The organism is Kitasatospora sp. NPDC127035 (assembly GCF_042726075.1).
Taxonomy (GTDB): Bacteria; Actinomycetota; Actinomycetes; order Streptomycetales; family Streptomycetaceae; genus Kitasatospora.
Window position 1 is genome coordinate 127,579 of record NZ_JBHXDN010000004.1, and the last position, 23,109, is coordinate 150,687.

Sequence of the window (23,109 nt, forward strand, 5' to 3'; positions counted from 1 at the left end):
CCCGTCAGCCCCGGAAGAGGTGGTGACCGACGTCCGAGGGCACCTCGTCCTGGTACGGGGTGGAGTCCGGACCGGGTACGTGCTCGCCCGGGACCGGCTCGGTGCTCTCGCGGTGCAGCAGCACGACACCGTCCTCCGACCAGAGCGTCCGGTAACCGTGCGCCAGCAGCAGGTCGATCCTGGCCGCCTGCTCGCGGTCGGTCCGGAACGGGAAGGACCGCTTGTCGGCGCGGATCAGCACGTACTCGCGCCCGCGCGGCTTCTCGTCCACCAGGACCACGTCCGTCCGGGCCGTCAGCCGGGGCGCCGCCTGGTTGTCGGCCTCGACGGACGCGCCGTCCGGGATCCGTGCCGCGCCGCGCAGCAGCGCGGCCTCGCTCGCCTTCGGCTGCCAGTAGGCGGGCACGAACAGGTTCGCCGCCCCGAGCGGCAGCGCCGCCGCTACGGTGACGGCCGCCGCCGCCACACCGAGGCGTCGGGTCAGTGCCCGGTCGTGGTGGCGGCCCAGCACCTCCAGTGCGGCGACCAGCAGGATCGGCCAGAGGAACGCGTCGTAGTGCCGGGCGACCGACCAGTGGTTCGGGTTGCTGGAGAGCACCCGCTCGGCCAGCAGCGGCAGCGCGCAGAGGATCGTTGCGGAACGCAGCGGGAGGAGGAACAGCGTGCCGAAGATCCAGAGCAGCAGCAGCGGCTTCAGCGGCGCGTCGACGAGGGCCGAGAGGAGCCGGGTCGGATCGGAGAGCACGTTGGCCACCGCCGAGCCGCCGTCCTCGCCGAGCGCCTGGTAGTTCCAGTAGTAGCCGGGCACCCCGCCCATGGCCGGGACCAGCCAGGCGATGGCGACCACCGAGGCGAGCGGCCCGCCGAGCAGCAGCCCGGTGCCCCAGCGGACGGCCCGCCTGCGTCGCGCCGGCTCCGTGTCGCGGCGGGCCCGCAGCAGCAGCACCAGCCCGTACGCGCCGACCGCCAGCCCCATGTCCTCCTTGGTGCAGCAGAGCAGCAGTGCGGCGAACGCGGCGGTGCCGTAACGGCGGGCCAGCCCGCGCTCCAGCATCAGCAGCGTGAGCGGCACCGCGAACGCCACCTCGTGGAAGCCGCCGCGCGAGGCCACCAGCAGCGGCCAGCCCAGGCCGTACGCGAGCGCGGCGAGGTCGGCGGCGCGACGGGCGGTGCGCGGGTCGGCGTCGGCGAAGCAGCGGTCGGCGATCCGGCGGATCAGCGGCACTCCGGCCGCGAAGCAGAGCGCCTGGCCGAGGAGGAGGGAGCGCGGGTCGTCCCAGAGCCAGTAGAGCGGCGCCATCAGGGCGATCACCGGGGAGAAGTGATCGCCGAGGAGGGAGAAGCCGGGCGGGAACTCGTGGTGGTAGCTCTTCAGCGTCGAGACCGGCAGGCCGAAGTGCGCGTAGCCGCGTACGCCCTGGTCGAAGATGCCGAGGTCGAAGCCGCCCAGCTGGGCGGTGGTCCACTGCTGGGCGCCGATGGCCAGGCAGACGGCGAAGCAGAGCACGGTGAACGCGATCGTGCGGGCCCGCGGGGAGAAGCGGAGGTCGGCGAACCGGTCGGCGGACGTGCGGCCCCCGGCGTCGGCGGTGTTGCCCGCGTCGGCGGTGTTGCCCGCGTCGGCGGTGTCACCGGGGTCGAGGGCGTCCGGGTACGGCGTCACGTCGTGCCGGGACATGCCTGATTCCTCCAGTGTGCTGTGGTGCGCGGTGCTGCTCGTGCCGTGTGCGGTGCCCCCGGATCCTGAGCGGATCCGGGTCGCTTCCGTCCTGCTTGAGCCCTGACCGCCTCGCCCGGCCGAACCGACACCGGCCGACCACACTAACCGACCGCGGTTCCGGCGGATCGGTACGCTCTACAGCGCACGACCTCACCCGACCGGAGGAACACCAGCACCGTGACCGTCCCGAGCCTCAACCTCGTCTCCGACTGCGGGAGCTGCTTCGGGCTGTGCTGCGTCGCGCTGCCGTTCGCCGCGGGCAGCGATTTCGCCGTCAACAAGTCCGCCGGAAGCCCGTGCCGCAACCTGCAGACCGACTTCACCTGCGGCATCCACGAGCGGCTGCGCGACACCGGCTTCCCCGGCTGTACGGTGTACGACTGCTTCGGGGCCGGCCAGCACGTGTCGCAAGTCACCTTCGGTGGGCGCAGCTGGCGGGAGGAACCGGAGAGCGGCGCGCGGATGTTCGAGGTGTTCCCGGTGGTGCGGCAGCTGCACGAGCTGCTGCGGTACCTCACCGAGGCGCTCACCTTCGCCCCCGCCCGTCCGGTCCACGCCGAGCTGGGCGAGGCGCTGGAGGAGACCGGCAGGCTCGCCGCCGGCACGCCCGAGGAGATCCTGGCGGTCGACGTGCCCGCGCACCGGCAGCGCGTGGCCGAGCTGCTGCTGAAGGCGAGCGAGCTGGTCCGGGCCGCCGTGCCGCGCCGCCGCGAGCACCGGGGCGCGGACCTGTTCGGCGCCCGCCTGCGCGGCGCGGACCTGCGCGGCGCCAACCTGCGGGGCGCCCTGATGGTCGCCGCCGACCTGTCCGGCGCGGACCTGCGGCTCGCCGACCTGATCGGGGCGGACCTCCGGGACGCCGACCTGTCCGGCGCCGACCTCACCGAGGTGCTCTTCCTCACCCAGATCCAGCTCAACGCGGCGCGGGGTGATGCGACGACCCGCCTGCCGGAGACGTTGGAGCGCCCGGGGCACTGGCCGGAGGCCGCGGGCGGTCGGCCACGCGGTGGGGGGCAGCGCGGCGGTGCCCGCAGCGGCCAGGGCGGGGAGGGAGGCCGGAGCGGTCAGGGTGCTCAGGGCCGGGACGGCCGAGGCGGCGGTCAAGGGCGGAGCGGCGGGCAGCAGGGCAGGCCGCGCCCGCGGTGAGGCGGTGCCGGCGTTCCGTCCGACCCGTTCCACCCCGCCCGTCCTGTTCGCCCCGCGCACCCGGCCCCACCGCACCCGGCCGCGTCGCACTCGGCCGCGCCGGGTCGGCGCGGCCGGGTCAGTCGATGTACACGCTCCGGCCGGTCGGGTAGGTGCCCTGTCGGCCGGGTAGGACGACGGCGATCTCCGAGCCGCCGCAGCCCGGGGCGTCGAAGACGGAGACGGGCTCGTCGGTCTGGTTGGTGACCGTCAGCGGCGTGCGGATCCCCTCGTAGCAGCCGCTCGGGTGTTTGTAGCGGGCCCCGTTGACGGCGAGCGAGCCCTGGGCGGCGAGGGCCGAGGTGGGCAGGGCGAGGGTGAGGGCACCCGCTGCGGCCAGGGTGCCGCAGACGGTGACGAGACGTCGCACGATCGATACCTCCGGGGGTGGTGAGGGGCTGGGTCGGGCGGGGTCGGGCGGGGTCGGGCGGGTCCTTCAGACGGCCAGTACCCGTTGTTCGGTCACCGGATGCCGGCGGAGCAGTGCACAGGACGTACCGGCGAGCACGGTGAGCGCGACATCGGCGAGCGCGTACGCCGAACCGGCCGGGTGGAGGGGCCAGGCCCAGGGTTCGGGGCGGCCGTCGGGGTTCCAGCCGGTCGCCGAGCAGAGCAGCGGGACGACGGCGAGCGCGGCGGCGGCCGGGCGGTGGCCCACCAGGGGGTGGAGCAGCAGCGCGAGACCGAGGTAGCCGGCGGTGTCGCGGGCGATGACGAGGGTGAGGTCGCCCTGTCCGGCCGCGTACGCGAGGGCGCCGACCGCCGTGCCGGTGACGGCGACGCCGAGGGTGAGCGCGACGTCCCACCCGCGCAGGAACCGCCCGGCGACCGTCTCCGTCCGCAGGTCACCCCGGCCCAGCCCGTACAGCAGGAAGACCGCCGGGATCAGGGTGATCACGTGCGCGACCAGGAAGTGTCCGGTCCGGCCGCGCAGCGCGGGCACCGGCAGTTCGCCGTCCCCGAGCAGCAGGCCGAGGGCGAACGTGCCCGCGAGCGCGGCGGTGACGGCCGGCACCGCACGGGCCTTGCACCACCAGATCACGGGGCGCCACCCGCCCCGACGCTCCCCGGTCCGGCCGTCGTGGTCCCCGGTCCGACGGCCGGCGGTGGGGCGCCGCACCGGCCGAGTGCCTCGACGGCCCTTCGGTACCAGTCGAGTTGGGCCTCCCGGGGAAGGCGCAGCAGCTGCGCGGCGCGGGCGGCGTCCGCGTCGTCGAACCGGCCGCCGGAGGACGGCGGCACGGTGCTGCCGTCCGGACCCGCCCGTGCGGCGAGCCAGGCGGCGGCCGTGCCCGCCGCCGCACCCGCCGGGTACGGGCCGCCGTGCAGGGCGCAGTCCGGGACCCGGGGGAGCAGACCGCCGACCACGGCGGGCGCGACGTCTCGCACCCGGGCGTCGGTGGGGACGCCCAGCTTGGCCTCGCCGGGCCCCGGTCGGCCGGCCATGGTGAACGCCTCCGGTACGGGCACACCGTGCCCGGCCAGGGTGCCGGCGAGTCGCCGGGTCTCCGCGCGGACCATGGTCGAGCGGGCGGCGCCCAGTTCGGGCCAGAGGCAGACGCGAGGCCGGTCGTGGTCGCAGACCAGGGCGGCGGCGGACCGCGTCCGGACGGGCTCCGGGCCGAGGTCGCGGGCGAGGTGTGCGGCGAGTCCGATGCCGGCCGCCGTCACCGCCAGCGCGGCTGCCAGGGCGATCGGCGCGCCCCGCTGCCGGATCAGCAGGACGGCGGCCGAGCAGACCGCGGCCGAGAACACCAGTGAACTCGCCACCGCCCGGCCGTCCAGGACCTGGTCCACCGCGCAGCAGTCGGCGAGGCCGCCGCCGACCAGGTGCCGCAGCCAGTAGGTGTCGAACGAGGCCGGGTAGGCGTTCAGGACGAAGCTGCTGACCAGTGCGAGAGGGACGGCGACCACCGGCGCCAGCACCCGCCCGACGACCGACCCGATCAGGGTGTCGGCGAGCAGGAGCCCGGCCCAGACGGCGAGGACACCGGGCTGCGGCACCCCGGTCACCGTGCCGCCGGCCGCCGCGGTGGTGCCGAGCGCGGTCACCATGCCCAGCCCGCCCATCGCGGCGACGGGCAGGAGCAGCGGCGCGGTGATGGTCAGCGGGGACCGGACCGGCGAGCGGTCGAAGACCCGGCCGCGGTGCAGTCGCCCGCCCTCCCAGGCCCCGGCGGCCGCGCAGGCGGCGCCGGCGAACGGCAGCGCGAGGCTGGCGTGGCCGGCGGCGGCGAGCCCGTAGGCGGGGGTGATCCAGGCGGTCAGGTCGTCGCCGAGGGCGACCAGGACGAAGCCGAGCAGGAACGGCAGCACACGGGTGCCCGCCGAGACCCGGAGGACGGTGCGCAGCAGCATGTCACGTCTCCCGTTCGATCAGGCGGGCGTACGCGGCCTCGGCGCTCGGGGTGCCGGGGCCGCGTACGCCGGTATCGGGGCCCGCGGCACCGCCACCCGCGGCACCGCCACCCGCGGGGCCGCGACCTGTGGGACCGCCGCCCGCGGCGCTCCCGGCACCGGGGCCGGTGGCGTCGGCGGCACCGACGACGGCGCCGTCCGCGAGCGCGTGGAACTCCCCGGTGCCGCCCTGGAACCGGATCCGGCCCCGGTCCAGCACCACCACGTGCCGGTAGGTCTCGGCGAGGTCCTCGGTCTGGTGGGTGGAGACGACGACGCTCACGTCCTCCGTCAACTCCTCGACCAGCGAACGGAACACCGCCCGCTGGGTCGGGTCGAGTCCGGCGGTGGGCTCGTCCATGAGGATCAGCTCGCTGTGGTGGGCCAGGCAGCCGGCGATGCCCAGCCGGCGGAGCTGGCCGCCGGAGAGCTGATGCCCGGCCCGGTCGGCGAGCCGGTCCAGCCCGACCCGGGCGAGCGCGCCGGCCGAGGCCTGCCAGGCGGCGGTGCGCGACATGCCCTTCAGCCAGCCGCAGTACGCGACCTGCTCGCGCACGCTGAGCCCCGGGACCGGGGTGACCTGTTGGGGTAACCAGGCCACGGCGCGCCGGTAGGCGGCCCGGTCGCCGCCGCCGGTGGCCGGGTTGACGCCGTGCCAGGTGACGGATCCCCGGTGCGGGGACAGGTGGGAGGCGGCGAGGGACATCAGCGTGGACTTCCCGGCGCCGTTGGGGCCGAGCAGGACGGTGGCCCGGTTCTCGATCCTCAGGTCGAGACCGGCGAAGAGGGTGGCCTTTCGGTTGTACTGGAATTCGATGCGGTGGAATTCGAGAGCCATGGCGGGGTCGACGCATTTCGCTCGGGGAAGTGGGCCGTCGTTCCGGGTGGTGTTCCGGGTGTTCCCGGGTGTTTCCGGGCGTTCGGGTCGTGCCGACGGAAGGGGCGTCCGTCGGCACGCCTCGGCACGGCGGCGGATCGGCGGCGGATCGGGTCCGGGTGTGTCAGTACCGGGTGCTCACGGTGTCCACCCAGAGCTTTCCGCCACCGCGCACGCCCTCCAGTACGAAGTAGTAGTCGCCGGAGCTCTGGTCGCCCCAGGCGGAGCCGTCGCAGTGGTTGAGCCGGTAACCGTAGGACTTGTCCGGGCCGAACACGTCCTTGAAGAGCGCGAGGTCGGCGTCCTTGAAGTCGTTGGTGTCGGTGGTGCAGCCCTGGAAGGTGACCGTGGTGACGGTGTCGTCCCGGTCGGCGTCCGCCCAGCGGCGGGACTCCGAGCCCGGGCCCCACTTGCCGATGTGCGACGTCCAGGAGCCCTCGGCGAGGGCGGGCGTGGCCCCGGCGAACCCGATCAGTGCGGCGGCCACCAGGGCGCCGCGCAGGAGCGTGCGGTTCTCGGCGTGCATGTTCCGTCCGATCTTTTCGGTGACACCGCCGTGCGGGGCGGAGTCATGCAGGCAAAAAGAAACGAGCGGAGGTTCGACCGGAACGGTCTTGGTCACCCGATCGGCCGAGCCGCCGCGGGAATGACATTAGCGTGCACGAACAGGTGGCCAGCACTATTTTTTCCGGCCATTCGGAGGGCCGAGGTCTGGGGGAGGAGGGATGGCAAGGGCGTGATCGATATTCACCGTAAATTCTCTACCACGGCACCGGTCCGGACAATATCGACCGCCGGTGTCCGTTTTTGAACAGAAGGCCGAGCGATTCCTTTTCTATGTGATGGTCGTTCCGGTGATGTACTGGCCAGTTACCGCCCTCGGGCGGCTACACCGTGAGAAGCCGGGCGCGGAGTCCGCCGATCACGGCCCCGTCGATCCCGACCTTGCCGGTGGCGTAGGCGTGCACCGACCCGTGGGCGGCGGTCAGGTCCGCGAGCGTCAGCCGGATCACCTCCTCCGGAGCGCGTCCGAACGCCGGCCAGCGCAGCGCGCGCCCCGGGTTGGAGGCCCGCCAGTCGGCCACCAGCCGGGCGGTGACCAGCTCGGTGAGCGCGAAGTCCGCGGCGACGTCGTCCTCGTCGACTCCGAGCAGGGTGAGCACCAGTGCGCCTATCAGCCCGGTGCGGTCCTTGCCGGAGGCGCAGTGGAACACCACCGGCCGGTCGGCCGCGGCGATCACCTCCAGCACCTCCCGGATCTCCGCCGCCCCGTCCTCCGCCACCTCGGCGAAACGATCCGCCAGGTGCCGCCAGGGATCCACGTCCGGGTCGATCTCGGCCTGGTCGTAGGGCCGGTGCTCGATCGAGAGGTTGTGGTACGCGACCCCGTCCAGCTCCGGGACCCTCCCCTTGCGGGCGATCTCCCACGGGTAGCGCAGGTCGATCACCGTTCCGATGTCCAGTGCCCGGAACCGTTCGAGGTCGGCGGGGGAGGCGAGGGTGCCCAGGGACGCGGAACGGTAGAGCCGGCCCCAGCGGACCGACCGGCCGTCGGCGGTCGGGTAGCCGCCCAGGTCGCGGAAGTTGATCGGGCCTTCGAAGGTGATGTGGCGTGTCATGTTCGCACCCTAAGGGGTGGTGCGTGCGCGCCCCCGGGCGGGACTCACCGCTGCTCCGGCGCCGTGACGACGGCCTGGAGCAGCCCCGGGAAGGCGTCCTCGAACTCCTCCCGGCGCAGTGCGTTGAGGCGGGAGGTCCCCACGTAGTACTGGCGGATGAGGCCGGCCTCGCGCAGGACGTGGAAGTGGTGGGTGGCCGTCGACTTGCCGACCGGCAGTTCGATCACCCCGCAGGCGAGGTCCTCGCCGGCCGCGTGCAGCTCGCGGACGATGTGGCGCCGGACGGGGTCGACGAGCGCCTCCAGCACCTGCTGGAGCGCGACCGTGCGGAGGTCGGGGTGGGGCGGGACGCGGTCCCCGGTGGTGCCGCGCTGCGCTGCTCGTGTCATCGGTGGTGGGCCTCCCGCCGGTCATCGTACGACAGCCGGCGCGGTGCGGCCGGGTCGAAGTACGACAGCTGTCGAAGTTTGACAGCTGCCGTACTTTGAAGTTGTCTGGAGGGGTCGCCACCTAGGGGGAAAGGGAGTTGAGCGATGGTCAGGACTGTGCGCTTTCACGAGCTGGGCGGGCCGGAGGTGCTGCGGCTGGAGGACGCGCCGATCGCCGCGCCGGGCGCCGGTGAACTGCTGATCCGCGTCGACGCGATCGGGGTCAACCGGGCCGAGGTGCTGTTCCGCAGCGGCCGGTACATCGAGGACGTCCGGGAGTTCCCCGGTCGGTTGGGCACCGAGGCGGCGGGCGTGGTCGAGGCGGTCGGACCGGGGGTGGCGGGGTTCGCGGCAGGGGACCGGGTGAGCGTGGTGCCCGCGTTCTCGATGAACGACTACAGCGTCTACGCGGAGCGGGCGGTCGTCCCGGCGGACGCCGTCCTGCACCGGCCGGAGGGGCTGGACGCGGTCGGCGGCGCGGCGGTCTGGATGCCGTACGTGACGGCGTACGGGGCGCTGGTGGAGACCGGCGGCATGCGGGCCGGCGACACGGTGGTGATCACGGCCGCGTCCAGCAGCGTCGGCCTGGCCGCCCTGCAGATCGCCGACCGGGTGGGCGCGACGCCCATCGCCACCACCAGGACGGCCGCGAAGCGCGACGCCCTCCTGAAGGCCGGCGCGGCGGACGTGATCGTCACGGACGAGGAGGACGTCGCGGAGCGGGTCCTGGAGCTGACCGGGGGCCGGGGTGCGACGTTCGTCTTCGACGCCGTCGCGGGCCCGGGCGTGGTCGAGCTGGCCGAGGCCCTGGCCCGGGGCGGCACCCTCTTCGTCTACGGCATGCTGAGCGGCCTGGACACGCCGTTCCCGCCGATGGCCCTGATGAGCGGCAGGGCGATGCGCAGCTACATCCTCCACGAGACCACCAGGGACCCGGAGGCCCTGCGTCGTGCCGAGGCCTTCGTCGCCTCCGGTCTGCGCACCGGGGCCTTCCGGCCGGTGGTCGACCGGACCTTCCCGCTGGAGGAGATCGCCGACGCCCACCGCTACATGGAGGCGGGTACGCAGGTCGGCAAGATCGTGGTGACCGTCGACCACTGACGGCGGCTCCGGGACGCCCGGGAAGCCCCGTCGGCCCGGGGCGGCGGCAGGTCGCCGACGGGGAGGGCGGCGGGTGGCGGGCGGAGGGGAGGCCGGGAACGGGCGGCCGGGAACGGGCGTGCGCGGCGGTTCGTGGCCGCCGGCGCGGCCGAAGTGGGCAGCGGCGAAACGGTGGTGAAGACGGGGGCAGGGGGCGATCCTTCCGGCGCGGCCTCCCGCCGGCGGGGGTGGTGCGCCATGATGGGGACGGAAGGACGGTGCCCGGCGACCCGTGCCACGGAGGTCCCTTGGAACGCAACCTCGCGACCGCGGCCGACCGCGCCGACTACCTGGTCGAACTCTCCAACATCGCCTGCCAGGTCAACCTCGGCGGCCCCGCCCCGCGTTCACTGCACCGTCTCCACCTGGTGATCCAGGCGCTGATCAGGCTCACCGGAGACCGGAACGTCTCCGTCTACCTGGTCGCGGACCGCAGCCTGCTGGGCGGCAGGAGGGAGTTCACCCACCCTGCGGACGCCCGCATGCTGCGGCGGTGGGTCACCGCCGGCCTGGTGGAGGAGGTGCCGGACGCCGACGAACGCGTCCTGGAGATCGCCGGCATGACCGGCATCCAGGTCGTCACCGGCGACCACTACGACGACTTCCGCCTCGAACACCCGTGGATCCAGGGCAACACCTGGCAGTTCCTCAAGCCCGAGCCGGCCCGCGGGGGTACGGTGCGGCTGGTGCCGCTCGACATGGGGCACCGGACGGGCGCGGAGATCTCGAAGAAGATGGAGCTGTCCGCGCTCAAGAAGCAGGGACTGCTCACCCCCGCCCGCAAGCCCCTGGTCGAGGTCGTCGGCCGCGCCTGGCGCTGCCCCGAACAGCGCTGCACGCTCTACAGCGTCCACCGCGGGGGCCGGGTGATGCTCCCGCGGATGCGGCAGGGCCTGCCCACCTGCGAACTGCACGGCGCCCCGCTGCTCGACGACGGGACGCGGCCCGGCGCCGCACAGTTGAAGGTGGTCGTCGACGGGCAGTGCGTGGCCCGGTACACGCTCGACGAGGGCTCGCAGACGGCGGTAGGTCGGGCGCCCGGTACGGCGGACGGCATCGCGCTGCTCGCCCTGCTGCCGTCCGCGCTCGCCGCCCGGGTGAGCCGCCGGCACCTGGTGGTGTCGGTGCGCGGCGGCTCGGTGGTGGTGCGGGACACCAGCACGTACGGCAGCCGGATGCGCGCGGCCGGCCGGCACGGACAGTGCGGCCCCTGGGAGCAGTTGCCGCCCGGGGCGAACCGCCCGTTCCGGCCGGGCGACGAGGTCGAACTCGCGCCGGGGCTGGTGCTGACCCGCAGCGGTCGCCGCTTCCCCGCCGAACTGGCCGGCTCCTGGCAGTCCGAGGTCGCGCGCCGGCCGCTCCCGCCGGGAGCGGCGGAGGCCACCCGGACCATGTAGGCGTGAGCGGTGGCCGGTTCGCGCGGACGCCACGGCGGAGCGCCCGCGACGGAGCGCGGGCGACGGGGCGGCCGGGACGGGGCGCGGGCGGGGCTCACACGCTGCGGTCCGTCAGCACCTCCCGGAGCACGTGGCGGGCGTTGGCCGCCAGGGGCGGATTGGTCGTGCGGTAGTACGGCAGCTGGATCAGCGCGATCGAGAGGGCCCAGGCGCGGCCGCGCTCCCAGGTGGCGTCGTCGACGGCGAGGGCGGTGCGGAAGACGGGGCGGGCGCTGCCGGGGAGGAGGTTCCAGGCGGCGATCAGGTCGACGGTCGGATCGCCGACCCCGGTCTGGCCGAAGTCGAGGACGCCGCCCAGGTGCTGGCCGGTGAGCAGGAGGTTGCCGGGGGACAGGTCGCCATGGATCCAGGTGGGCGGTCCGGCCCGCTCCGGAAGGCGGAGGGCCTTGTCCCACAGGGCGGTTGCGGTGTCCGTGTCGATCATTCCGCGCAGCCGGCCGATGGCCGCGCGGGTCGCGGCGTCGCGGGCGGCGAGCGGTGCGCCGCGCGAGGCCGCCGGGGCGTCCGGAGTCGGCTCGACCTTGCGCAGCGAGGTGATGAAACCGGCGATCGAGTGGGCGAGCCGAACCGGTTCGGCGAGCGATCCGACGACCGGGTTGACGCCGTCCAGCCAGCGCACCACCGACCAGTTCCACTGGTATCCCGAGGACGGGCGGCCGTGGCCGAGCGGCTCGGGAACCGGGACCGGGAGCCGGGAGGCGAGGCGGGGGAGCCAGTGCTGCTCGCGCGTGACGCCGTCGGCGGCCCAACCGGCCCGCGGGAGACGGACGGCGAGCTCCGGACCGAGGCGGAACATCGCGTTGTCCGTCCCGGTGGAGGCGACCCGTTGCAGCGGAAGCCCCTTCCACTGCGGGAACTGAGCGGAGATCAACCGTCGGACCAGGCCGGCGTCGATGTCGGGTTCGTCGTCGTGCATGCGGTCGGGCGGTCGGGCGGCTGCGCACATGCCCGGCACTGTACGCCTGGACCGGCGGGTGATCGCCTCCTTTTCGAACACCAGGGTGGGATCGTGAGGACTTCACGGGGGTGTTGGGTTTCCAGGGGGGCGCTCGGGGGCGCGGCCGTGCTGGTCGGAGCCGCTTCCGCCGGAGGAGGGGCACGCGATGACCGACCCGCTCCGGCAGGTCTCGGTCGGCCGGGGACGCGGTCCCGCCGGAGGGACGGCCGCGCACCGCCTCCTCACCTTCCTCCACGCCGCCCGCCCGTCCCGTCGCACCCGCGCCACGCCCGGGGTGGTGGGGGCGGGCGGGGGTGTCGTCGGCAGCTGCCAGAATGCGGGGGTACGGACAGCAACTCTGAAGAAGGTGACCGGCTTCGTGACCACGCCAGTCGAACAGGCGGCCCGACAGGCCCAACAGGCGATCGAGCGGAAGATCGCCGAGGAGCTGGGCGTCCGCGAGGGACAGGTGAAGTCGGCGGTCGACCTGCTGGACGGCGGTGCGACGGTTCCGTTCGTGGCCCGCTACCGCAAGGAGGCCACCGGCTCGCTGGACGACACGCAGCTGCGCACGCTGGAGGAGCGGCTGCGGTACCTGCGGGAGTTGGAGGAGCGGCGGACGGCCGTCCTGGAGTCGATCGAGGCACAGGGCAAGCTGGACGACGCGCTGCGTGCGCAGATCCTCGGCGCCGACTCGAAGGCGCGGCTGGAGGACATCTACCTGCCGTTCAAGCCGAAGCGGCGCACCAAGGCGCAGATCGCCCGCGAGGCGGGGCTGGAGCCGCTGGCGGACACCCTGCTCGCGGACCCCTCGCAGGACCCGGCGGCGCTCGCCGGGACGTTCCTCAACGAGTCCGTCGCCGACGCGCCCGCCGCGCTGGAGGGCGCCCGGTCGATCCTGGTCGAGCGGTTCGGCGAGGACGCCGACCTGGTCGGCTCGCTGCGCGAGCGGATGTGGACGCGCGGCCGGCTGGTCGCCACCGTCCGCGACGGCAAGGAGCAGGACGGCGCCAAGTTCGCCGACTACTTCGACTTCGCCGAGCCGTACACCAAGCTCCCCTCGCACCGCATCCTCGCGATGCTGCGCGGCGAGAAGGAGGAGGTGCTGGACCTCGACCTCTCCCCGTTCGACGGCGACGAGGCGGGCGACCTGCCCGGCGCGAGCGACTACGAGCAGCGCATCGCCGCCCGGTTCGGGGTCGCGGACCACGGACGCCCGGCCGACAAGTGGCTCGGCGACACCGTCCGCTGGGCCTGGCGCACCCGCATCCTGGTCCGGCTCGGCATCGACCTGCGCGGCCGGCTGCGCCAGGAGGCCGAGGACGAGGCGGTGCGCGTCTTCGCCGCCAACCTGCGCGACCTGCTGCTCGCCGCCCCGGCGGGCACCCGCGCCACCATGGGCCTGGACCCGGGCTTCCGGACCGGCGTGAAGGTCGCCGTCGTGGACGCCACCGGCAAGGTGGTCGCCCACGACACGATCTACCCGCACCAGCCGGCCAACAAGTGGGACGCCGCGCTGGCGACCCTGGCGGCGCTGGCGAAGAAGCACTCCGTCGACCTGGTCGCGATCGGCAACGGCACCGCCTCGCGGGAGACCGACAAGCTGGCCGAGGACCTCCTCACGCGCCACCCGGAGCTGAAGCTCACCAGGGCGATGGTCAGCGAGGCCGGCGCCTCGGTCTACTCGGCCTCGGCGTTCGCCTCGCAGGAGCTGCCCGACCTGGACGTGTCGATCCGCGGCGCGGTCTCGATCGCCCGCCGGCTCCAGGACCCGCTGGCCGAGCTCGTCAAGATCGACCCCAAGTCGATCGGCGTCGGCCAGTACCAGCACGACCTCAGCGAGGTGAAGCTCTCCCGCTCGCTGGACGCGGTGGTCGAGGACTGCGTGAACGCGGTCGGGGTGGACGTGAACACCGCCTCCGCACCGCTGCTCACCCGGGTCTCGGGCGTCACCGGGACGCTCGCCGACAACATCGTGGCGCACCGCGACGCCAACGGGCCGTTCCGCACGCGCAAGGCGCTGAAGGACGTCGCCCGCCTCGGGCCGAAGGCCTTCGAGCAGTGCGCGGGCTTCCTGCGGATCCCGGACGGCGACGACCCACTGGACGCCTCCGGCGTCCACCCGGAGGCGTACCCGGTGGTGCGGCGGATCCTCGCCGCCTCGGGAGGGGAGCTGCGCGAGCTGATCGGGAACGGCACCCGGCTGCGGGCGCTGCGGCCGGGCGACTTCGCGGACGACACCTTCGGCATCCCGACCGTCACCGACATCCTCGGCGAGCTGGACAAGCCGGGCCGGGACCCGCGACCGGCCTTCCGCACCGCGACCTTCAAGGAGGGCGTCGACAAGATCGGCGACCTGGAGGTCGGCATGGTGCTGGAGGGCGTGGTGACCAACGTGGCCGCGTTCGGCGCCTTCGTGGACGTGGGCGTCCACCAGGACGGGCTGGTGCACGTGTCGGCGCTGTCGAGGAACTTCGTCAAGGACCCGCGCGAGGTGGTCAAGCCGGGCGACATCGTGACCGTCCGGGTCACCTCGGTGGACGTGCCGCGCAAGCGGATCGGGCTCACACTGCGGCTGGACGACGAGGTCGGGCGCGGGGCCGGGGACCGCGGCGGAGACCGCGGCGGTGAGCGGCGCGGTCCCGGTGAGCAGGGCGGACGCCAGCGGCAGGGCGGCGGTGGCGGTGCCGGTGGTAGCGGTGGTGCCGGTGGTGGCCGCCCGCCGCGCCAGGACCGGCGCGGGTCGGGCGGCGGCTCCGCCGCTCCGGCGCCGGCGGGGAACAGCGCCATGGCGGACGCGTTGCGGCGGGCCGGGCTGACCGGCGGTGACCAGCAGGGTCGCGGTTCGGGTGACCGGCGGTCCGGGCGGCGCTGACGCGGTGCGCCGAGCCGGCGGGCCCGCGGGCGGGGGAGCTCCCGCGCCCGCGGGCCCACCCGCCGCCCGTCGGTCCGTCGGCCGGCGGGTGGGCGGGCTGCCGGGCGGGCCCGGGCCCGGTCACACCAGGAGCTTCTCCTTGGCCCGCTGGTAGTCCTCCTCGGAGATCGCCCCGCCGGCCTTGAGCTCGGCGAGCTTGGCGAGGTCGTCGACGTGACTGCGTGAGCCGGTCGCCCCGGTCCCGCCTCCGGACCCGGCCTCGCCCGCCGGAGTGCTGCCGGCCGCCTCCCGGATGTACTGCTTGAACGCGGCATCGGACTGCCGGGCCTGGGCGACGTCGCGCTCGCCCATGCTCCTGCCGCGGGCGATGACGTAGACCAGCACGCCGATCAGTGGCAGCAGGATCACCAGGAGCAGCCAGCCGGCCTTGGCCCAGCCGCCGATGTCGTGGCTGCGGAAGATGTCCGTGATGATCTTGAACAGCAGGAAGAACCAGAGGATCCAGAGGAACAGCTCCAGCATCGTCCAGAAGATGTTGAGCAGCGGGTAGTTGTCCATGACGCTCCCGTCGGTGCAGGCCCGAGTCCCTTCGAGTCATACCACCGCCGGTCGGACACCACGGTCCGCTGTTGAGCCATTCCGGTGATCTTCAGGACGTGCGGGAACACCCCGGGCGCAGACTTCCGGAGCGGGCGGGCCCTCAGCCGGCGGAGGGGCGCTCCCGCAGCTCCACCGCCAACCCGATCAGCTCGCCCCACCACGCCTCGTGGCCGTCCAGCAGCAGCCGCTGCGCCTCGGCCGGCTCCACCGCCCGGACCTCGACGACCTGCTCGCCGTCGTCCGGATTGGTCGGGTCGGAGTCCACCGCGACCTCTCCCCAGCCCCAGAGCCAGGCCTTCTCGGGGTGCGGCTGCCACGGCCGGTACGGCTCGGTGTCCTCGGTGACGCAGCGGTGCGCGCCCAGCCAGACCGGCTCGCCGAGCAGCCGGGCGCCGGCCTCCTCGCGGAGTTCGCGCACCAGGCAGGACTCGACGGACTCGCGGTCCTCGCGGGTGCCGCCGGGCAGGAACCAGTGGTCGCGCTCGTCGCGGCAGAGCACCACCAGACCGTCGCCGGTGAAGCCCACCAGGTGGATGTTGGTGACCAGCTCGTCCGGCGGCAGGGCCGTGGAGAACTGGGCGTCGTAGCGGCCCCAGGTCCAGTACTGCGGCGCGTGCAGCGCGGGGAAGAGGGTGGCCAGCTCGGCCGCCCGGTCGGCGGTGGTGGCCGGGCCGGTGCCGGCCACCCGGTCGGCCGCGGCGGCCCGGTCGGTGGCGGCGCTGCGGGGGATCCGGGCGGTCCGGTCGGCTCTGGCGGCGGCGCCCGTACGGTCCGTGGTATCGGTCATTCGGTGATCGTAGTCCCGGCCGGGCGCAGCAGGGGGGCCGTCGGGTGAGTCAGCGTCAGCTCGGCGGTGTCGATCGCGCGCGGCCGGCGCGGGACCACGGCCTCCAGCGGTGCGCCGACCCAACTGCCCAGGGAGATCTCGGCGGTGATGCCGGGGCCGAATCCGGCGATCAGCCCCTGGGTGCCTTCGGTGACCTCGCCCTCGTCGAAGAGCCGGGCCAGTGCGTCGAAGACGACGGCGCTGGCGATGTTGCCGCGCTCGGTGAGGGTCGCGCGGGAGAACCGGAAGGCGGCCGGCTCCAGGTTGAGGAAGTGGCAGAGGTCGTCGAGGATGCGCGGGCCGCCGGCGTGGACGATGTAGAAGCCGAGGCCGGAGACGTCCCAGGCGTGGTCGGTGGCGAGTGCCCGCAGGGCGGGGGCGAGCATCTCCATGGTGCCGGGGACGCGCTTGTCGAGCTGGAAGTGGAAGCCGGTGTCCTTGACCCCGTAGGAGATCCAGTCCTCGGTGTCCGGGACGAGGTGCGAGCCGTTCCGCTCCAGGTGGATGCCGGCGCCGCCGCGCCCGCGCAGCACGGCGGCGGCGATCGCGTCGCCGAACAGGCCGTTGGAGAGCAGCGAGCCGACGCCGATGTCGGTGGGCTGGTAGCAGAGCGAGCAGAACTCGCAGGCCACGATCAGCACGTTGGCGCCGGGGTAGGCGCGGCAGAAGTCGTGCGCCCGGTTGACGGCGGCGCCGCCGGCCGCACAGCCGAGTTGGGCGATCGGCAGCTGACGGGTGTCGGAGCGGAAGCCCATGGTGTTGATCAGCCACGCGGTCAGCGAGGGCATCATGAAGCCGGTGCAGGAGACGTAGAGGATCAGGTCGATGTCCCGGGCGCCGAGTTCGGCGTGGCCGAGCGCGCGCTCGACCACCTCGGGGACGCGGCGCTTGGCCTCGCGCTCGTAGACGGTGTTGCGCACCGTGAAGCCCGGGTGGGCCAGGGTCTCCCCGATGGGCTGGACGAGGTGCCTGGTCCGCACCCCCGTGTTCTCGATCAGCCGCAGGGCGAGGCCGAGTTGGGGGTGGCCGGCGTGCAGGGTGCGGGCCAGGTCGAGGGTCTCGTCGAGGGTGATGACGTGCTCGGGCACGGCGATGGCGGGTCGGCAGAGTGTTGCCATGGGTGGACTCCCCTGGTGGCCCGGGCGGGGTGGTGGGTCGGCGCGGGCGGTGGCCTACGGATGCGTGGGGCGGGCGCCGCCGCGCGGGCGGGTCGGCGCGGTGCCGCCGGGGCGGCTGCGGGGGCGGTGCGGCGGGGAGGCGGTCACCAGGCGATCGGGAGGGTCTGCGGGTAGCGCCAGATCGAGCCGGTCTGCCAGTCGAGTTCGGCGGGCGGGACGGCGAGCCGCAGGCCGGGGAAGCGCCGCAGCAGGGTGCCGATGGCGACCTGGAGTTCCATCCGGGCGAGGTGGGCGCCGAGGCAGTGGTGGGTGCCGTAGCCGAAGGTCATGTGGTTGGCGGTGCCGCGGTCGAGGTCCAGCTCGTCGGGTCGCTCGAACATCGCCGGGTCCCGGTTGGCGGCCAGGTAGGAGACGTGCACCGGCTCGCCTGCGCGGATCAGCACGCCGCCCAGCTCGACGTCCTCGGTGGCGACCCGGGCGATGCCGACGCCCTGCCGGAACGGGATGAAGCGGAGCAGTTCCTCCAGGGCGCGCGGCAGCATCTCGGGCTGGGCGCGCAGCTTGGCGAGCTGCTCGGGGTGGGTGAGGAGGGTGTAGGTGATGTTGGAGAGCTGGTAGGTGCTGGTGTCGTGACCGGTGACCAGCAGGACCATGGCCATGACGGCGAGTTCGTCGTCGTCCAGCAGCTCGGCGCCGTCCCGTGCGGTGGCCAGCGCGCTGATCAGGTCCTCGCCGGGCGAGCGCCGCCGCGCGCTCGTGAGCTCGGCGAAGTAGGCGCGCAGGGCGGCTTTGGCGTTGACCTGCCCGGCGCCGCTGCCGGGACCCATCGTCATCATCGCGACGGCGTGGCCGCGGAGTTCGGCGCGGTCCTGCTCGGGGATGTCGAGCAGCTCGCAGATGGTGGTGAGCGGGAGCCGGCTGGAGAGGTGGTGGACCAGGTCGGCGGGGGCGCCGTGCTCCTCCATCCCGTCCAGGTAGCCGTCCACGACGCCCTGGGTGTGGGCGCGCATCCGCTCGACCTGGCGGTTGGTGAAGCCCTTGGCGACCAGGCGGCGGAGCCGGTTGTGGGCCGGCGGGTCCATCAGGTTGATCGACTCGACCTGGGCGATCGGGGCGGGCGTCATCCGGGGCAGGTCGCGGCCGATGCCGGCGGCGCGACTGAACCGGCGGTCGGTCGTCACGACGCGGACGTCCTCGTAGCGGGTGGCCAGCCATGCCTCGCCCTCGCCGTGCGGGAGGCGGATCCTGGCGATCGGCTCCTCGGTGAGCAGGCGCTTGAGGAGCGGGTCGAACTCCAGGCCGTCGGTGTGGTTGAAGGGGCAGTCCCACACGGGGGCGGAGGTAGTCACGGGCTGATCCAGGGGCCGGTGTGCTGCCGCCCGACCGGGGTCGTTCGGGCGCGGACGTGCTGATGTTCCCCCATCTGGCCGCGAAAATGTGGACAAGAGAGATTGTTCCCTCGATCGAGGGAGATAGATGATTATCGTGCGATAAAGGGCAGTTGGGGGCTCCGGATCGCCGCCTGATCGGTGCGTTCCCCGTCCGGCACGTCGGAGGGCGTGTCAGGGGGCGGGTCGGAGGGCGGTGCGCGGGCCGACGCCGTGGAGCAGGGTGTCGACGATCCTGGCCGCGAGCGCGTCGGGGTCCGGGTCCGGGGCGGTGTCCGGGCCGGTGGCGTGCTCGCCGTGGAGCGCTTCGCCGATGAGGGCGTAGAAGACGCGGCGGACCCATTCCAGGTCGGCGTCCGGGGCGATCAGGCCCTGGGCCCTGAGCCGGCCGAGCAGGTCGACGCAGCGGCGGGCGATCTCGTCGTGCGTCCGCAGGGCCCGGTCGCTCTCGGTGGCCGCCGTTCCGAGGGCGAAGCCCCAGGCGCCCTTGACCCGCAGCACGTTGGCGGTGGCGCGGTGCAGTGCGACGAGCGGCGGCGCGGTCTCGGGGTGCCCGTCCTCGATGGCCTCCGCGAGCTTCGCCGCCGCCTCGGCGGCCAGGGCGTCGACCAGCGCCTGCCGGTTGGCGAACCGCCGGTGGACGGTGGTCCGGGTGACCCCGGCGGCTTCCGCGATCTGTTCCATGGACGCGCCGGGGTTGACGGCCAGGACGCGCTCGGCAGCGGCCAGGATCGCTCGGACGCTGCGCTCGGCGTCGGCCCGCAGGGGGCGGCCGGCCGTCTTGCTCATCTGTTGCCTCCAGTGGGGTCGTCCCCGGAAACGGTACAGCCGGGGAGAGGCTCCCCAAATAAATGACACACATGTGTTGCGGATAACTCTTGATCCGATACTGTGGTGTTACAGATAGCGGGCGTCGCCCCGGCTCCGCGCTGTCCAAGGGAGAAGGAGCACCACTGTGCGCACCACCGCTTTGATCACCGGCGCGTCCTCCGGCCTCGGCGCGGAGTTCGCGGCCCAGCTCGCCGCGCGCGGTCACGACCTCGTCCTGGTGGCCCGCTCCGCCGACCGCCTCGAAGCCCTTGCCGAGCGGCTCGGAAAGGCCCACGGGATCACCGCCCACGTCCTCGTCCAGGACCTCTCGGCGCCGGATGCCGCCCGCCGCGTCGGCGCCGAACTGGCCGACCGGGGGCTGACCGTGGACCTGCTGGTCAACAACGCGGGCTTCGGCACCTGCGGCCGGTTCGAGGAGATCGACGGGTCGCGCGACCACGACCAGCTGATGGTGAACGTCGTCTCGCTCGTCGACCTCACCCATGAGGTGCTGCCCGGCATGCTCGCCCGGGGGCGGGGCTCGGTGGTCAACGTGGCCTCCACCGCCGCCTACCAGCCGACGCCGTACTTCGCCGTCTACGGCGCGTCCAAGACCTTCGTGCTCAACTTCAGCCTCGCGCTCCGCCAGGAGTACCGCCGGCGGGGCATCCGGGTCCTCGCCCTCTGCCCGGGGCCGGTGGAGACCGCGTTCTTCGAGGTCATCGGCACCCGGAAGGCCGCCGTCACGGGCAGGTTCGACTCTCCCGGGGCGGTGGTCCGGGCCGGCCTGCGCGCCCTCGACGCCGACCGCTCCTACGTCACGCCGGGTCTGAGCAACTTCGCGGGTGCCCACCTGGTGCCCCGCCGGCCGCGCGGCCTGGTCGCGGCGATCGCCGAGCGCGTCACGCGCGGCGTCCGGGACGCGGCCCGGGTGGCGTGACCCGGCACGTGATCCGGCGGCGTGACCCGGCGCCGTCGCCGGGCCGCCGGGCCGGTGGTTCGGCTCGCCGGTTCCCTGTGCGCGCTCGCCGCCCTACCGGTCCGCGGTCTCGGCGTTCACCCAGTCCAGGTACGCGGCGCTTCCGGTCACCACCGGAACGCCGACGACCTCGGGGGTGTCGTACTCGTGCTCCTCTTCGACGAAGCGGGCGAGCGGGCCCGCCAGTGCCGCCCGGGTCTTGAAGTCGATCCGCCACTCGGCACCCTCCTGCACCTCGCCCTCCCACCAGTACACCGACCGGATCGGGTACACCTGCGCGCACGCCGCGAGGCGGGCCCGCACCACGTCCGCCGCCAGGGTCCGGGCCTTCGCCTCGTCGTCGTGGGTCGTCGTCACCACGACGAAGGCGCGATCTGTGGTCGTCATGCCGCGCAGCCTAGGCGGTTCGGGGCCGGTTCGAGTCCCGGCCCGGATCCGGGGCGGCCCCCGGGCCGGTCCGGGGCCCGCTCCGGAGGGCGGGGACGCGTCGTGTCCAATCTGAAATCATCATCTGTGAGACAAAACTGACGGAGTGTCGAAAAATCCCCTACGGTTGCGCGTGCCAGCAGCACACCGCACGTCACCGTCAAGGGAGCACCTATGTCCCGGAGCCGGAAGCTCCACCGCGTCAGCAACCCCGACACCACCGAGCGTCGCGCCCAGCGGATGCTGTTCCGTCACCTCCGTGACGACACCAACGCGAACCGCGGCCGGATGGCGAAGCGGGTGCGCGAGCTCCAGCTCCTGCTGGCGATGGACCCGGTCGAGTTCGAGCAGCTCGTCGCCCGCCTGATGGAGGCGATGGGCATGAAGGTCGAGCTCACGGCCCGGTCGAGGGACGGCGGGGTGGACGTGCGCGGGATCGACACGGACCCCTTCCGCGGCGGGAACGTCATCGTGCAGGTGAAGCGGTACCGGGACACGGTGACACCGTCGGCGGTGCGGGACCTCTACGGCACGCTCCAGCACGACCGGGCCGCGACGAAGGCCGTGCTCGTCACGACCAGCAAGTTCGGTCCCAGCTCGCACCAGTTCGTCGGGGGCAAGCCGATCACCCTGATCAACGGCGCCGAGCTGGTCGGGCTGCTCAAGCACCACGGCTTCCACGAGGTGTTCACGGTCGCCGAGGCGGACGTCGACGGCCCGGAGGCCGACGGCGAGGGACTGCCCGGGATCGAGGTCGCCGCCGAGCCGGCCCGACTCCTCCTGCACTGGACCGGCGAGGACGAGTACGACATCGCCGCCCTGGTCTGCCAGGGGAACAGGGCGATGTCGGACGAGCACCTGGTGTTCTACAACAACGGTTCCACGCCCGACGGTTCGGTCCGGCTGGTCACCGGCTACGACGACGCGAACGCCTGCCTGATGGTCGACTTCGACGCGCTGCCCGCCGAGGCCGACCGGCTCGTGATCATCGCCGCGGCCGACACCGAGAACCACCCGGCGGCGACCATGGCCGGTTTCGCCGGTCCGGCCCTGATCCTCGAAGCCGGCGCCGACCAGCCCGCGGCCGTGGCACACCTGGCCGACGGGGCCGGGACCAACACCGCGATGCGGCTCGGACGGTTCGACCGCGACACCGACGGGAACTGGGACTTCACCCCCGCCCTCGCCGGGTACCCGGGCGGACTGCGTCAGGCCGTCGTCGCCTACGGCCTGGAGGTCGAGGAGGCCGCACCGGAACCGGTCGGGTAGCGGCTGCCCGGCGCGACCGCGCCCGAGCCCGCCCCCGCCGAGCCCGCCCCCGCCGTGCCGCGCTCGCCGCCACGCCGGGTGCGGCCCCGGCGACGCCGCAGCGCGGGACCTCCGGCGTAGGCTCCGGCGCATGCCGAGGACACTGGAGAACAAGGTGGCCCTGGTCGCCGGAGCGACCCGAGGCGCAGGCCGGGGGATCGCCGTCGAGCTGGGTGCACAGGGGGCGACCGTGTACGTGACGGGGCGCAGCACCAAGGGGAAGCGCTCGGAGTACGACCGGCCGGAGACCGTCGAGGAGACCGCCGAACTGGTCACGGCCGCGGGCGGCACGGGCATCCCCGTGGTCTGCGACCACCTGGAGTCCGCCCAGGTCGAGGCCCTGGTGAGGCGGATCGACACCGACCAGGGCGGCCGGCTGGACGTCCTGGTCAACGACGTCTGGGGCGGCGAGCTGCTCTTCGAGTGGGACAGCACGGTCTGGGAGCACGACCTGGACAAGGGCCTGCGGCTGCTCCGGCTCGCCGTCGACACCCACGCGATCACCAGCCACCACGCGCTGCCGCTCCTGCTGCGCACGCCCGGCGGGCTGGTGGTCGAGATGACCGACGGCACGGCCGAGTACAACGCCGACCGGTACCGGGTGTCGTTCTTCTACGACATCGCCAAGTCCGCGGTGCTGCGGATGGCGTTCGCGCTCGGTCACGAGCTCGGCCCGCGCGGGGCGACGGCGGTGGCCCTCACGCCGGGCTGGATGCGCTCCGAGATGATGCTCGACACCTTCGGCGTGACCGAGGCGAACTGGCGTGACGCGACCGGGCGCATCCCGCACTTCGCCATCTCCGAGACGACGTCGTACGTGGGCCGCGCGGTCGCGGCGCTGGCCGCGGACCCCGAGGTGTCCCGGTGGAACGGCCGGTCGCTCAGCAGCGGCGGGCTGGCCCGGGTCTACGGCTTCACCGATCTCGACGGCAGCCGTCCCGACGCCTGGCGGTACATGGTGGAGGTCCAGGACCCTGGCCTCCCGGCCGACACCACCGGCTACCGGTAGCTGCGGCGGA

General features: G+C 73.7%; 21 protein-coding genes and 1 pseudogene. 7 read left to right on the forward strand and 15 right to left on the reverse strand.

Features of this window, described 5'->3' with window-relative positions; all coding sequences use genetic code 11:
* Window positions 1-4: 4 nt before the first annotated feature.
* Window positions 5-1,678 carry a DUF2079 domain-containing protein gene (locus ACFWIC_RS03640; RefSeq protein ID WP_380515492.1) on the reverse strand — a complete coding sequence of 558 codons (1,674 nt, stop codon included), beginning with the start codon at window positions 1,676-1,678 and terminating at the stop codon, window positions 5-7.
* A gap of 219 nt (window positions 1,679-1,897) precedes the next feature.
* Here ACFWIC_RS03640 and ACFWIC_RS03645 point away from each other — a divergent pair.
* Window positions 1,898-2,698, forward strand: a pseudogene (locus ACFWIC_RS03645) (pentapeptide repeat-containing protein); the annotation flags it as partial.
* 286 nt (window positions 2,699-2,984) lie between these two features.
* Here ACFWIC_RS03645 and ACFWIC_RS03650 read toward each other — a convergent pair.
* From ACFWIC_RS03650 to ACFWIC_RS03680, 7 genes are all read right to left on the reverse strand, one after another.
* On the reverse strand, window positions 2,985-3,275 hold the full coding sequence (locus ACFWIC_RS03650) for a hypothetical protein (protein ID WP_329948117.1): 291 nt from the start codon (window positions 3,273-3,275) through the stop codon (window positions 2,985-2,987).
* A gap of 66 nt (window positions 3,276-3,341) precedes the next feature.
* Window positions 3,342-3,947: a hypothetical protein gene (locus ACFWIC_RS03655; protein ID WP_380515495.1), complete on the reverse strand. Its 606-nt coding sequence runs from the start codon at window positions 3,945-3,947 to the stop codon at window positions 3,342-3,344.
* Complete coding sequence (locus ACFWIC_RS03660) at window positions 3,944-5,263, reverse strand: hypothetical protein (protein ID WP_380515497.1); 1,320 nt, start codon at window positions 5,261-5,263, stop codon at window positions 3,944-3,946. The genes ACFWIC_RS03655 and ACFWIC_RS03660 overlap by 4 nt, the downstream gene beginning before the upstream one ends.
* Before the next feature lies 1 nt (window position 5,264).
* Window positions 5,265-6,140 carry an ATP-binding cassette domain-containing protein gene (locus ACFWIC_RS03665; protein ID WP_380515500.1) on the reverse strand — a complete coding sequence of 292 codons (876 nt, stop codon included), beginning with the start codon at window positions 6,138-6,140 and terminating at the stop codon, window positions 5,265-5,267.
* Between the two features lie 163 nt (window positions 6,141-6,303).
* A complete protein-coding gene (locus tag ACFWIC_RS03670) occupies window positions 6,304-6,705 on the reverse strand; it encodes a hypothetical protein (protein WP_329879404.1) in 402 nt (133 codons plus the stop codon).
* Window positions 6,706-7,066: 361 nt separating this feature from the next.
* Window positions 7,067-7,798, reverse strand: a complete 732-nt coding sequence (locus ACFWIC_RS03675; RefSeq protein WP_329879403.1) for a tyrosine-protein phosphatase — start codon at window positions 7,796-7,798, stop codon at window positions 7,067-7,069.
* A gap of 44 nt (window positions 7,799-7,842) precedes the next feature.
* The gene (locus ACFWIC_RS03680; protein ID WP_329948112.1) at window positions 7,843-8,187 is read right to left on the reverse strand and encodes a helix-turn-helix transcriptional regulator; all 345 of its coding nucleotides are present in this window, start codon (window positions 8,185-8,187) and stop codon (window positions 7,843-7,845) included.
* A gap of 144 nt (window positions 8,188-8,331) precedes the next feature.
* Between ACFWIC_RS03680 and ACFWIC_RS03685 the strand changes: the two genes are divergently transcribed.
* A complete protein-coding gene (locus ACFWIC_RS03685) occupies window positions 8,332-9,327 on the forward strand; it encodes a zinc-dependent alcohol dehydrogenase family protein (RefSeq protein ID WP_329879401.1) in 996 nt (331 codons plus the stop codon).
* A gap of 287 nt (window positions 9,328-9,614) precedes the next feature.
* On the forward strand, window positions 9,615-10,763 hold the full coding sequence (locus ACFWIC_RS03690) for an FHA domain-containing protein (RefSeq protein ID WP_329948110.1): 1,149 nt from the start codon (window positions 9,615-9,617) through the stop codon (window positions 10,761-10,763).
* A 94-nt stretch (window positions 10,764-10,857) separates the two neighbouring features.
* Here the strand turns inward: ACFWIC_RS03690 and ACFWIC_RS03695 are convergent, their stop codons facing one another.
* On the reverse strand, window positions 10,858-11,769 hold the full coding sequence (locus ACFWIC_RS03695; RefSeq protein ID WP_329948109.1) for an aminoglycoside phosphotransferase family protein: 912 nt from the start codon (window positions 11,767-11,769) through the stop codon (window positions 10,858-10,860).
* A 157-nt stretch (window positions 11,770-11,926) separates the two neighbouring features.
* Between ACFWIC_RS03695 and ACFWIC_RS03700 the strand changes: the two genes are divergently transcribed.
* Window positions 11,927-14,635 (forward strand): Tex family protein, encoded by a 2,709-nt coding sequence (locus tag ACFWIC_RS03700; RefSeq protein ID WP_380515505.1) that lies wholly within the window; start codon window positions 11,927-11,929, stop codon window positions 14,633-14,635.
* Between the two features lie 120 nt (window positions 14,636-14,755).
* Here ACFWIC_RS03700 and ACFWIC_RS03705 read toward each other — a convergent pair whose 3' ends face one another.
* The 5 genes from ACFWIC_RS03705 to ACFWIC_RS03725 all read right to left on the reverse strand — a co-directional run bounded on the left by ACFWIC_RS03705 (window position 14,756) and on the right by ACFWIC_RS03725 (window position 19,356).
* The gene (locus ACFWIC_RS03705; RefSeq protein ID WP_329948107.1) at window positions 14,756-15,193 is read right to left on the reverse strand and encodes an SHOCT domain-containing protein; all 438 of its coding nucleotides are present in this window, start codon (window positions 15,191-15,193) and stop codon (window positions 14,756-14,758) included.
* A 142-nt stretch (window positions 15,194-15,335) separates the two neighbouring features.
* The gene (locus tag ACFWIC_RS03710) at window positions 15,336-16,022 is read right to left on the reverse strand and encodes an NUDIX hydrolase (RefSeq protein WP_329948106.1); all 687 of its coding nucleotides are present in this window, start codon (window positions 16,020-16,022) and stop codon (window positions 15,336-15,338) included.
* Window positions 16,019-17,179: a type III polyketide synthase gene (locus ACFWIC_RS03715; RefSeq protein ID WP_380515509.1), complete on the reverse strand. Its 1,161-nt coding sequence runs from the start codon at window positions 17,177-17,179 to the stop codon at window positions 16,019-16,021. The genes ACFWIC_RS03710 and ACFWIC_RS03715 overlap by 4 nt, the downstream gene beginning before the upstream one ends.
* 143 nt (window positions 17,180-17,322) lie before the next feature.
* The gene (locus tag ACFWIC_RS03720; protein ID WP_329948104.1) at window positions 17,323-18,528 is read right to left on the reverse strand and encodes a cytochrome P450; all 1,206 of its coding nucleotides are present in this window, start codon (window positions 18,526-18,528) and stop codon (window positions 17,323-17,325) included.
* Between the two features lie 213 nt (window positions 18,529-18,741).
* Window positions 18,742-19,356 (reverse strand): TetR/AcrR family transcriptional regulator, encoded by a 615-nt coding sequence (locus ACFWIC_RS03725; protein WP_380515512.1) that lies wholly within the window; start codon window positions 19,354-19,356, stop codon window positions 18,742-18,744.
* 166 nt (window positions 19,357-19,522) lie between these two features.
* On the opposite strand from ACFWIC_RS03725, the gene ACFWIC_RS03730 reads away from it, so the two are divergent.
* A complete protein-coding gene (locus ACFWIC_RS03730) occupies window positions 19,523-20,317 on the forward strand; it encodes an SDR family NAD(P)-dependent oxidoreductase (RefSeq protein ID WP_380515515.1) in 795 nt (264 codons plus the stop codon).
* Window positions 20,318-20,410: 93 nt separating this feature from the next.
* On the opposite strand, the gene cutA is transcribed toward ACFWIC_RS03730, so the two are convergent.
* Complete coding sequence (gene cutA / locus ACFWIC_RS03735; protein WP_329948101.1) at window positions 20,411-20,743, reverse strand: divalent-cation tolerance protein CutA; 333 nt, start codon at window positions 20,741-20,743, stop codon at window positions 20,411-20,413.
* A 213-nt stretch (window positions 20,744-20,956) separates the two neighbouring features.
* Between cutA and ACFWIC_RS03740 the strand changes: the two genes are divergently transcribed.
* Both ACFWIC_RS03740 and ACFWIC_RS03745 read left to right on the forward strand, forming a co-directional pair.
* Complete coding sequence (locus ACFWIC_RS03740; protein WP_329948100.1) at window positions 20,957-22,051, forward strand: restriction endonuclease; 1,095 nt, start codon at window positions 20,957-20,959, stop codon at window positions 22,049-22,051.
* A 130-nt stretch (window positions 22,052-22,181) separates the two neighbouring features.
* Window positions 22,182-23,099 (forward strand): SDR family oxidoreductase, encoded by a 918-nt coding sequence (locus tag ACFWIC_RS03745; protein ID WP_329948099.1) that lies wholly within the window; start codon window positions 22,182-22,184, stop codon window positions 23,097-23,099.
* The last annotated feature ends 10 nt before the right edge of the window (window positions 23,100-23,109 follow it).